This window comes from Flavobacterium panici, assembly GCF_903819335.1.
Taxonomy (GTDB): domain Bacteria; phylum Bacteroidota; class Bacteroidia; order Flavobacteriales; family Flavobacteriaceae; genus Flavobacterium; species Flavobacterium panici.
In genome coordinates this window covers 108,965-120,910 of the sequence record NZ_CAIJDE010000063.1, presented here as the reverse complement: position 1 = coordinate 120,910, position 11,946 = coordinate 108,965, and the positions used below count along the sequence as shown (strand labels likewise).

The 11,946-nt window shown below is 33.2% G+C and carries 5 protein-coding genes; 4 read left to right on the top strand and 1 reads right to left on the bottom strand.

Translation table 11 applies throughout. The features are described 5' to 3' along the window. Window positions 1-74: 74 nt before the first annotated feature. A complete protein-coding gene (locus FLAPXU55_RS21950; RefSeq protein WP_053473711.1) occupies window positions 75-1,544 on the top strand; it encodes an oligosaccharide flippase family protein in 1,470 nt (489 codons plus the stop codon). 329 nt (window positions 1,545-1,873) lie between these two features. Then, window positions 1,874-2,173, top strand: coding sequence for a hypothetical protein (locus FLAPXU55_RS21945; RefSeq protein WP_053473773.1), 300 nt, complete (start codon window positions 1,874-1,876; stop codon window positions 2,171-2,173). A gap of 84 nt (window positions 2,174-2,257) precedes the next feature. Here FLAPXU55_RS21945 and uvrA read toward each other — a convergent pair whose 3' ends face one another. Then, a complete protein-coding gene (gene uvrA, locus FLAPXU55_RS21940) occupies window positions 2,258-5,053 on the bottom strand; it encodes an excinuclease ABC subunit UvrA (RefSeq protein WP_180861358.1) in 2,796 nt (931 codons plus the stop codon). An 805-nt stretch (window positions 5,054-5,858) separates the two neighbouring features. On the opposite strand from uvrA, the gene FLAPXU55_RS21935 reads away from it, so the two are divergent. After that, complete coding sequence (locus tag FLAPXU55_RS21935) at window positions 5,859-8,660, top strand: triple tyrosine motif-containing protein (RefSeq protein ID WP_180861355.1); 2,802 nt, start codon at window positions 5,859-5,861, stop codon at window positions 8,658-8,660. Window positions 8,661-8,901: 241 nt separating this feature from the next. Next, window positions 8,902-11,937, top strand: a complete 3,036-nt coding sequence (locus FLAPXU55_RS21930; RefSeq protein WP_180861353.1) for a SusC/RagA family TonB-linked outer membrane protein — start codon at window positions 8,902-8,904, stop codon at window positions 11,935-11,937. The last annotated feature ends 9 nt before the right edge of the window (window positions 11,938-11,946 follow it).

The following is an 11,946-nucleotide window of genomic DNA, read 5'->3' as shown; positions in this document are numbered from 1 at the left end:
AACAATTTCAAAAACAAAAGGAGAGCAGAAAATCAAAAATCTAAACTCTACAATCTAAACTCTGCAATCAAAAAATGGGTATTGTCTTAAACCAGTCTTTTAAAAACACTATAATAACATACATTGGCTTTGGAATTGGAGCCATTAATACACTTTATTTATATCCTGTTTTTCTGGGCGCAACTTTTTATGGTTTAACTAATTATGTGACGTCTTGTGCCAATGTGATTATGCCTTTATTTGCGATTGGGATGCAAAATACCTTGGTTAAATTCTATTCACAATATCAAACCGACGAGGAAAAATCCCGTTTTTTATCTTTTACGGTTTTATTTCCTCTGCTATTAATAATTCCACTTTTACTGATTGGACTTGTTTTTTATGATGAGATTTTATTTTTTGTTTCAAAAAAGAATGCGATTGTAAAAAGTTATATCTGGCTAATACCATTTATAGGATTGTGTATGGCCTATTTTGAAATTTTTTATGCCTGGCTGCGAGTAAATATGCATTCTGTTTTTGGAAACTTTGTTAAGGAAGTGGGCTTGCGATTATTTTCATTATTTCTACTAATAGGTGTTTATTACAATTGGCTTAGTGTAGAAGGTTTTGTGTACGCAACAGCAATTTTATATTTTCTGGCGTTCCTGATCACCATGTTATACGCATTTAGTATTCAAAAACCAACGTTTCAGTTTACAATACCAACAAATACAAAAGATATCTTAGTATATACTTTTTATATTATTTTATCAGGAAGCGTGGCCAATTTGCTTTTGGATGGTGATAAAATGATATTAAATCAATACATGCAGATTGAAAATATTGCCTTCTATTCTGTTGCTACTTATATTGCTTTGGTAATTTCAGTTCCGAGTCGTGCGATGCATCAAATTGTATATCCCATTACGGCAAAATTAATGCATGAAAATAAGCATGACGAATTGAATGATCTTTATAAAAAGACTTCTATTAATCTGCAGATTGTGGGTGGTTTTGTAATGCTCTGCATATTTGTAAATATTAATCAATTGTACGAATTAGTTCCAAAAGAATACAGCGGCGGAATTGCAGTTGTATTTATGATTGGTTTGTCTAAATATTTCGATTTGATTTTAGGAAACAACAATGCAATTATTTTTAATACTAAATATTACCGAATGGTATTGTATTTAGGATTAATGCTGGTTGTGTTGACTGTAGTTTTAAATATGATCTTTATTCCAATTTTTGGAATCTTCGGATCAGCTTTTGCCACTTTATTGTCCATCACATTATACAGTTTGGCTAAGCTGCTTTTTGTTGTCAAGAAACTTCATTTATATCCTTTTACAAAAGAAACGCTTTCTTCAATGCTGCTTACATTTGTATTGTTTTTAGTTTTCTATTTTTGGGAATTTCCATTTTACCAGCTTATCAGCATTGCCTTAAAATCAATTTTGGTAACAATTCTGTATGTTTATCTAAATTATAAATTTAATATCTCTCCGGATATTAATAAGGTTATTGATAATATTTTCAGAAAAATTGGGATAAAGATTTAAGAACTTTCATTATTTCTATATAGATATAGCTAAATTCCTAACTTCATTATTTAAGGGTGTTATTTTTTAATTATCGAAAATAAAAGATACTTTTTTATATAACATCTTGAAATTGTGAAGGAAATCTTAAAAAATCACCCAATTTATTTTGTTTTTCAATTTATTACAATTAATTTTATGTAGATTTTTATTACATCTCTTTCATTGACAGTATGAGAAATATTTACATAAGGCCAGTAAAAGTGGTGTCTTAATGTTTTTTTAAATTAAATAGCTATCCAAAATTATTAAATTTAAGTATCACATGCAGACAAACCCAACAAATGATTATGAAAAGCAATAAGCTAAGTCAGGAACAAAGTGTACAGGTGTTTTCCAATATGATATCGAACAAAGTTCATAATGGATTTACACTAGAAGAGAGAAATGATGAATTACTTTTTGCGGTTCTTTCTAAAGGAGGAAAAGTAGTTAACCACAGTTTAAATTTCATGATTTTTTGTTTAACCCTCGGATTATGGTCATTTGCTTGGCTATATTTAACATTAGAGGCTTCCAAACAAAAAAAGGTATTAGTTGCCATTGACGAAGATGGTTTTCCTTTTGAAGAAAAATGCTTAGTAGCATAAAATATTTCAGTCTAAAATAGTTTAGCCCTAAATTACATTTATTAAGATTGTAATTTAGGGCTAACTTTTTTATAATATTCTCGTTTATAATTTATCTTTTAAATAAATTCCTGTAACTGATTCTTTTATTTTAACAACATCTTCGGGTGTTCCTGTGGCTAATAAATGTCCTCCATTTTCACCGCCTTCAGGACCTAAATCAATAATCCAGTCGGCGCATTTTATTAAATCTAAATTGTGCTCAATTACAATTATCGAATGTCCTTTTTCGATTAACGCATCAAATGAAGCTAATAATTTTTTAATATCATGAAAATGAAGTCCCGTTGTAGGTTCATCAAAAACAAATAGCGCTTTATCTTTTGTTGCACCTTTTACTAAAAATGAAGCTAACTTAATACGCTGTGCTTCACCACCAGAAAGAGTAGAAGAAGATTGCCCTAACTGAACATATCCTAAACCAACATCTTGTAGCGGCTGTAGTTTTTGCGTGATTTTAGTCTGCTTGTTTTTTTCGAAAAAAGCAATGGCATCATCAATCGTCATGGTCAGCACATCGTTGATGTTTTGATTGTCAAAAGCAACTTCAAGAATCTCTTTTTTAAATCGTTTTCCACCGCAGGTTTCACAAGGCAACGAAACATCGGCCATAAAGACCATTTCAACGTTTATAGAGCCTTCTCCTTTACAAGTTTCACATCGGCCTCCATCAACATTAAAAGAAAAATGTTTGGCCTGATAACCTCTTATTTTTGATAATTTTTCTTTTGCATACAAATCACGAATATCATCATATGCTTTTATATACGTTACCGGATTTGATCTTGAACTTCTTCCAATAGGGTTTTGGTCCACATATTCAATATGTTTGATCTGAGAAAAAGAACCTGAAATTTCACTGAATTGTCCCGCTTTTTCAGCAGCATTTTCCAGCTTTTTCTGCATGGCAGGAAATAAAATTTTCTTAATCAGGGTACTTTTTCCACTTCCGGAAACTCCTGTTACGACCGTTAAGACATCCAAAGGAAAAGTAACATTAATGTTTTTAAGGTTATTTTCTCTGGCACCAATAATATCAATATGATTTTTGAATTTTCGTCTTTTCTTTGGAACAGAAATTTCTAAATCGCCATTCAGGTATTTCGAAGTAAGAGAATCTGATTTTAAAATCTCTGCATAAGTTCCCTGCGCAACTAGTTTTCCTCCAAAAGTTCCGGCTTCCGGCCCAATATCAATAATCATGTCTGCAGCTTTCATGATATCTTCGTCGTGTTCTACTACAATAACAGTATTTCCTAAATCACGAAGAGAAATCAAAACTTTAATCAATCGTTCAGAATCTTTTGGGTGCAGGCCAATACTTGGCTCATCCAAAATATACATCGAACCAACCAAACTGCTTCCTAATGAAGTAGCAAGATTTATACGCTGCGATTCTCCTCCGGAAAGTGTAGCCGAATTTCGGTTTAATGTTAGATAATCTAAACCAACTTCTGTTAAAAATGACAAACGATTATTGATTTCAATCATCAAACGTTTGGCAATTTGCTGTTCGTAAACATTCAGTTCAATATTTTTAAAGAAAGTAACTAAATGCTTAATTGGAAGATCGACTAAATCTGAAACCGTTTTTCCGTTGATTTTTACATATGAAGCTTCTTCACGTAAACGTTTTCCACGACAGGCGTGGCATTTTGTTTTTCCGCGGTAACGCGAAAGCATTACACGGTTTTGTATTTTATAATTTTTTTCTTCAAGTTCTTTAAAGAAATCATTCAGACCCTGAAAATATTGATTTCCTTTCCAGATTAAATCTTTTTGATCTTCTGAAAGTTCAAAATAAGGTTTGTGAATTGGGAAATCAAATTTATAAGCGTGTTTTACCAATTCATCTTTATACCAACTCATGCTTTCGCCGCGCCAAGGATAAATGGCACTTTGAAAAACAGACAAAGAAGTATTCGGTACAACCAGATCAGCGTCGATTCCAATAATATTTCCGTAACCTTCGCAAACCGGACAAGCTCCGTACGGATTATTAAAACTGAATAAATGTACGTTTGGTTCTAAAAATGTAATTCCGTCTAATTCGAAATTGTTAGAATAAGAAAACCTTTTTTCTGAACCAACTTCCTGAAGGTAACAGATTCCTTTTCCTTCAAAAAAAGCAGTTTGTACGGCATCAGAAAGACGATTATAAAATTCTTCCTCTTCCTTAACTACAATACGGTCAATAATTAATAAAATGTCTTTATTATCCAGTTTATGCAGTTCTGTTGGTGTAAATTCATCTAAACGAACCATTTCGTTATCGACTAAAATACGGGCAAAACCTTGTTGTAAAAGCACTTTAAGTTTGTCTTCAAGCAAACGGCCTTCTTCTAAATGAATAGGAGCAAGCAAGAGCCAGCGGCTGTCGATTTCAAGTGTTTTTACATCAGAAACAACATCTGTAACGGTATTTTTTTTGACTTCCTGCCCAGAAACCGGAGAATAGGTTCTTCCAATTCGGGCGAATAAAAGTTTAATATAATCGTAGATTTCTGTAGAAGTTCCAACAGTCGAACGAGCATTTGTTGTATTTACTTTCTGCTCAATGGCAATTGCAGGTGCAATCCCTTTTATATATTCTACTTTTGGTTTGTCTAAACGTCCCAAAAACTGACGTGCGTATGATGATAAACTCTCAACATAACGGCGCTGTCCTTCGGCATATAAAGTATCAAAAGCTAAACTTGATTTCCCTGATCCTGAAAGTCCTGTAATTACAACAAGTTTATTTCTCGGAATGGCAACATCTACATTTTTTAAATTATGTACTTGTGCGCCTTTTATTATAATATTTTGCTTCGGGTCGAGTGTAGAAAGATCAATTTGCATAAAAAAAGTCAATTTTTACAAAAGTAATCAATTTTGAATAGAGTTTTGTTAAGGATATTGTTCCAAATCTTAACAGAATTACCATGTTTGGTTTGAGGAATTTGTGTAATAGAGAAGTGGGGAAATTTTGTATTTGTTACAATACGTTTCCCGTGGTTGAAACCACGGGCTATATTTGATTATTTTTGAGAAATTGTTTGGAAACATTGCCAGCGGTTTCAACCGCTGGGACGCAAGCTATATCGCACAATCCGTTTCCCGTGGTTGAAACCACGGGCTATATTTGAATAGGTTTGAGAAATTGTTTGGAAATATTGCCAGCGGTTTCAACCGCTGGAACGCAAGCTATATCGCACAATCCGTTTCCCGTGGTTGAAACCACAGGCTATGTTTGAATAGGTTTGAGAAATTGTTTGGAAACATTGCCAGCGGTTTCAACCGCTGGAACGCAAGCTATATCGCACAATCCGTTTCCCGTGGTTGAAACCACGGGCTATATTTGAATATGTTTGAGAAATTGTTGAAACATAGCCAGCGGTTTCAACCGCTGGAACGCAAGCTATATCGCACAATCCGTTTCCCGTGGTTGAAACCACGGGCTATGTTTGAATAGGTTTGAGAATTATTTGGAAACATTGCCAGCGGTTTCAACCGCTGGGACGCAAAGTATATCATCACAATCTGTTTCAGATGGTTGAAACCTGTGTTATGCTATAAAATCTTTTATTTTATTAAAAATTATTGTTTCACTCTAAAATATGCTATTTTAGAACTGTTTTAGTATTATTTAATATCCTGACCAAATTTGAAAACTAAACTAACTACCTTATTATTTTTATTGAATTTCTTGCTTTTTGCGCAGGAACTTCCGCCAATTGTTAAATATTCTTCATCTGTTTACGGAGCTGGAAATCAGAGCTGGATGATTTCGCAGGACGATGAAAATTATTTGTATTTTGCTAATAACGATGGACTTTTAGAATATAACGGAACGAGCTGGCAATTGTATCCGGGGCCAAATGAAACTATTATCCGATCTGTAAAAGTGATTGGAAATAAAATCTATACAGGCAGTTATATGAATTTTGGTTATTGGACCAGAAAAGAAAATGGCAAACTAAATTATACATCACTCAGCGATAAAATTAAAAGTAAAATTTTAGATGATGAGCAGTTTTGGAATATCTTAAAATACGATCAATGGATTCTGTTTCAATCCTTAAACCGAATTTATATTTACGATACTAAAACCAGAAAGTTTAATATCATCGCACCAAAAAATGGTGTTATAAAGTCATTTTCGGCAAAAAATGCTATTTATTTTCAAACGATCAAAGAAGGACTTTTTGAAATTGAAAGCGGGAGAGCAAAATTAGTTTCAGATAATCCGACTTTAAAGAAATTTACAATTGCGAATGTTTTTACGACAGATGATGGTTTGCTGATTCAAACGCAGCTTGACGGAATTTATAAACTGACAGGGAATTCCCTAACCAGAGTTGCAACAGATGTCGATGCAGAATTAAAATCAAGTTTCGTTTACAGCAGCCAGCGTCTTCAGGACGGGAGTTTTGCTTTAGGAACGGTTTCAAACGGAGTTTTTATTTTATCAAATAACGGAAAATTAAAATATCACCTCACACAGAGTAAAGGTTTAAGCAATAATACGGCTTTGTCACTTTTTGAAGATAAAGACCAAAATTTATGGGTTGGACTGGATAACGGAATTAATTGTATTAATATTCAGTCGCCGGTACACAGTTTTACTGATGACACTGGGGTTTTAGGAACCGTTTATGCATCGGCTGCTTTTAACGGAATGCTTTACATTGGAACAAATCAGGGATTGTTTTGCAAACCAACGCAGAGTAATGCTGAATTTAAATTTATAAACGGAACAAAAGGTCAGGTTTGGTCTTTGTTTACGTATGATAATACACTTTTTTGCGGACACGATTCGGGGACTTTTATAATTGCAAATGACTCGGCGAGAAGTATATTTTCCGGTTCCGGAACCTGGAAGTTTGAGCCTTCTCCAGCAAATAAAAACCAATTAATTCAGGGAAATTATTACGGACTTTCGGTTTTAGAGAAAGTAAATAATCAGTGGATTTTTAAAAACAAAATTCAGGGATTTGATTATTCATCCAGATATTTTGAAATTACAAAGAATCTTGATGTTTATGTTAGCCATGAATACAAAGGGATTTTTAGATTAAAACTTGGTAAATCTCTTTTGCAAACGCATGACTTTTATACTTACAAGTCTCCGCAGAAAGGAATAAATGCGAGTTTAACGACTTTTAATAATTCAATTTATTACGCTTACAAAGGCGGAATTTTTAAATTAAATCCTAAAACAAGACAATTCGAGAAAGATACCGTTTTAAGTTCGATTTTTGAAAAAGATGAATACACATCGGGTAAATTAATTGTAGACCATTCGAATAAAATCTGGTTATTTTCTAAAAACTACATTCATTATTTCTCTGCAAGTAAATTGAGCAGCCAATTAAAGCAGAATATAATACCTATTCCGTCCTCTTTAACGAATTCGATGCTGGGTTATGAAAATATTACACAAATTTCAAAATCAACGTATTTAATAGGCACAACAGACGGTTATTATACTTTAAATATCGAAGATTTAAGTTTTAAAAACTATGATGTTTTTATTACCGATATATTGATAAACAAACAAAACGAAACCTTTAAAAATGTTGGTATTCAAAGTGAAGGCAGTTTTGATTCTGATGAAAATAATATTACACTTAATTATACCGTTCCGGAATACAATAAATACATCAATTCTGAATATCAATATTTATTAGAAGGTTTTCAGGATGATTGGAGCGAGTGGAGTACAAAGGCAACGGTGAATTTTAAAAACCTTTCACCAGGGAAGTATACTTTTAGAGTTAGGGCAAAATATGCCAATACAATTCTGCAAAATACTGCCGTATACACATTTGTAGTTTTAAAACCGTGGTATTTGACCAATTTAGCCTGTTTTGTCTATTTTCTTCTGATTTTGGCTATGGCCTATTTTATCAATAAAGCATACCGAAATTATTATCAAAAGCAAAAAGAAAAGCTTATTGAAGAAAATAACCTTTTATTAGAGATTCAGGAGCTTGAAAACGAACAACAATTAATGAAGCTTCGAAACGAACAGCTTTCGCAGGATGTTGATAATAAAAACCGTGAACTGGCGGTTTCGACGATGAGTTTAAACAGTAAAAATGAATTGCTGGCTTTTATTAAAGAAGATTTAAAGAAAACATCTCAAAATGACAGTTCAAATATCAAATCTGTAATTAGTACGATAAACAAAAACATTACAGAGGAAGATTCGTGGAAAATTTTTAAAGAAGCCTTTGATAGTGCCGATAAAGATTTCCTAAAAAGGATAAAACAAATGCATCCGGCCTTAACACCAAACGACCTTCGTTTATGTGCTTATCTTCGATTGAATCTTTCCTCAAAAGAAATAGCTCCAATGTTTAATATTTCGGTTCGAAGTGTTGAAATAAAAAGGTATCGTTTGCGAAAGAAAATGGATTTGCAGCACGAAATCGGTTTAGTTGAATATATTCTGGCTGTATAGGAATTCAAAAATCGGCTTAAAAAAACTATACATTACCACAACATTATGCTTTTGTTAGGAAATTGCAGTGCAAATGTTAAAGAAATTAACATTCACAAATTATAGCTACAGAGCGGTTTATTTTGTGATATCCTGAATTAAGACTAGATTTTTTTATGATGTATGTTTTTTGTTGAGGTTAATTTTATCGTTTTCATAAAGGGAACAGATAAATTTAGCTTTCAATAAAAACTAACTAATTATGAAATCTAAATTATTACTAATTGTACTATCACTGTGTACATCATTTGCGTTTGCGCAATCTATTGATGTAACCGGAACGGTAGTAGATGGCTCAGGTTTGTCATTGCCTGGCGTTAATGTAAAAGTTAAAAGTTCGTCTCAAAGCACAACCACTGATTTTGACGGATCTTTTAAATTAACCGGAGTTCCAAAAGGATCTGCAGTTATTTTCAGTTATATAGGTTACAAAACGCAAGAAGTTGCAGTTTCTGGAACTAAAATAACTGTAAAATTAATTGAGGATGCAAAATCACTTGATGAAGTAGTTGTCATTGGTTATGGTACTCAAAAGAAGAGAGAGGTTACGGGATCAGTTTCTGTAGTAGACAGTAAAACAATTGATCTTATTCGACCAACGAGAATTGAACAAGCGCTGCAAGGTACCGTTACGGGTGTGAATGTAACAACTCAGTCTGGAGCACCAGGAGCGCCATTGGATATTCGTATTCGTGGTATTGCTACAAACGGACAAAATGCGCCAACTGCTATTATTGACGGATATGTTGGGGATTTTGGTCTGTTAAATCCTAACGATATTGAATCCATAACAGTTTTAAAAGATGCTCAAGCAGCTATTTATGGAACAATTGGCGCAAACGGGATTATTTTAATTACAACCAAAACAGGTAAAAAGAATACTCAAACAAAAGTATCTTTTAACAGCTCAGTTGGATTTCAGGAAACATCAAGAAAACTTCCAACTTTAAATGCTACGGAGTATGCACTTTTATTAAATGAAAGTTATGCTAACGGAGGTAAACCGCTTCCTTATCCAAACGTAAGCGGATTAGGAAAAGGTACTGACTGGCAGGATGAAGTTTTTCAAATGGCTCCAATTGTCAATAATGATTTGAGTATTTCCGGAGGTTCAGATAAAATCACTTATTCTATTAGTGGATCACATTTAGATCAGGAAGGAATCGTAGGAGGAGACAAATCTGGTTTCTTGAAAAATACGGCAAGACTTGCTTTAGGAGCAGATCTTAGCAGTAAAATTAAACTTAAGTCAAACGTTATATATACTTATTTTACCAGAAAAACATTAAATGAAAACGGTCTTGGTTCTGTATTATTTAATGCACTGAATGTTCCTGCAACATTAACTCCTAAAGATGCAAACGGCAATTTTACTCTTGTGCCAAATACAACAGGATTGGGTAATGAAATTATCAACCCGCTTGCACAAATTGCAAATACATACAACGATTATAATTATAAAAAATTAAACGGAAATTTTGGATTAGATTACAAAATTTTTAAAGGATTTACATTGACAGGTTCAATTGGTTTTAATACTTCAAACAGCGAATCAAAAACATTTGCTCCGCTAATAAGTTATGGAGGAAAAGTTTTTGATGTACAAAGAAGCTCTGTAACTCAAGGTGCTGTTAATGACAACGATTACTCTTTTGACCTTTTTGGTACTTATGTTACAAAAATCGCAGATGCTCATAATATAACAGGAACAATTGGTACAACAATTTTCAAAACATGGGGAAATGGTCTTTCTGCCACTGGTTTTGATGTTCCTAATAATTCTTGGGAATTTGCCGATATTTCTTTAACAAAAGGAGTTTCAGCGACTTTAACAAACAGCTCTTATGTTTATGATCAACGCAGATTATCTTATTTTGCAAGGCTGCAGTATGATTATAAAGAGAAATACTTAGTATCTGGTATGATTAGACGTGATGCTTCTACCAAATTTGGACCAGGGAATAAAGTAGGTTATTTTCCATCAGTTACAGGAGGTTGGATTGTTTCTAAAGAAGATTTCTTTGGGACTCCTAAATTCATTAATTTCTTGAAATTAAGAGGAAGCTACGGAACATTAGGAAATGACCAAATTGGAGATTATAGATATTTAGGTACTTTGAGTGGAGAAGCAACTTATGTTTTTGATGGTACTCTTGTAAACGGTGTAGCCACAGGGGCAGTTCCAAATCCGGATGTAAAATGGGAAGAAGCTAGAAAGCTTGATGTTGGTTTGGATATGAGAATATTAAATGACAAAGTTTCTATTGTAGCAGATTATTTTAGTGATACAAGAAAAGATTTATTAATTGGAAATATTCCTGTTTCAGGTATTAATGGTACAGGTGCTCCGGGATCTGGTTCTCCAACTATAAACGCAGGATCAGTAAAAAATTCAGGTTTCGAATTTGCTATTGATTACAAAGAAAATTTCTCAGATTCTTTTTCAATGAATGTAGCTTATAACGTTACGTTTATTAAAAATAAAGTTCTGGAAGTAAATAACGGAACTGGCTTTTTGGAAGCCGGAGGATTTGGTGTTGGACAGCCTGCACCTGCACGAATGGAAATAGGAAAACCAATGGGATATTTCTATGGATATAAAACCGATGGTATTTTTCAAAATCAGGCAGAAGTTGATGCTCACCCATCACAATTAGCTTTAGGAGCAAATGCAGCGCCGGGAGATCTTCGCTTTGTTGATGTAAATGGAGACGGTGTAATTGATACAAAAGATAAAACCAATATTGGTGATCCAATTCCTGCTGCAACAATGGGATTCAATCTTCAATTAAACTATAAAAACGTTGATTTTGCAGTTTACACTTTTGCATCTGTAGGAAATGATATGGTTCGTAACTATGAAAGAACACTTTCTGATGCAAATCGTATAGATTATGTTTTAGACAGATGGACAGGTGAAGGATCTACAAATTCAACACCAAGAGTTACAACAGGTGCAACATCAAACAATGTTTTTTCTAATTATTTTGTAGAAGATGCTTCATACCTTAGAATTCAAAATGTTCAGTTAGGATATTCTCTTAATCCAAGTGTTGCTCAAAAAGTAGGAATCACAAAATTAAGACTTTATGCAGGAGTAAATAATTTATACACATTTACTAAATACCAAGGTTACGATCCGGGAGCTTCAAATGGTGCGCCAATTGGAGGTGGAATTGATTATGGATTTTATCCTACTCCAAGAACCTATTTAATGGGTTTAAACATTAATTTTTAATTTCAATTA

Excerpts from the sequence above, each read along its gene's own strand:
- FLAPXU55_RS21930 (WP_180861353.1), top strand. The coding sequence starts at position 8,902 with ATGAAATCTAAATTATTACTAATTGTACTATCACTGTGTACATCATTT.
- FLAPXU55_RS21945 (WP_053473773.1), top strand. The coding sequence starts at position 1,874 with ATGAAAAGCAATAAGCTAAGTCAGGAACAAAGTGTACAGGTGTTTTCC.
- uvrA (WP_180861358.1), bottom strand. The coding sequence starts at position 5,053 with ATGCAAATTGATCTTTCTACACTCGACCCGAAGCAAAATATTATAATA.
- FLAPXU55_RS21950 (WP_053473711.1), top strand. The coding sequence starts at position 75 with ATGGGTATTGTCTTAAACCAGTCTTTTAAAAACACTATAATAACATAC.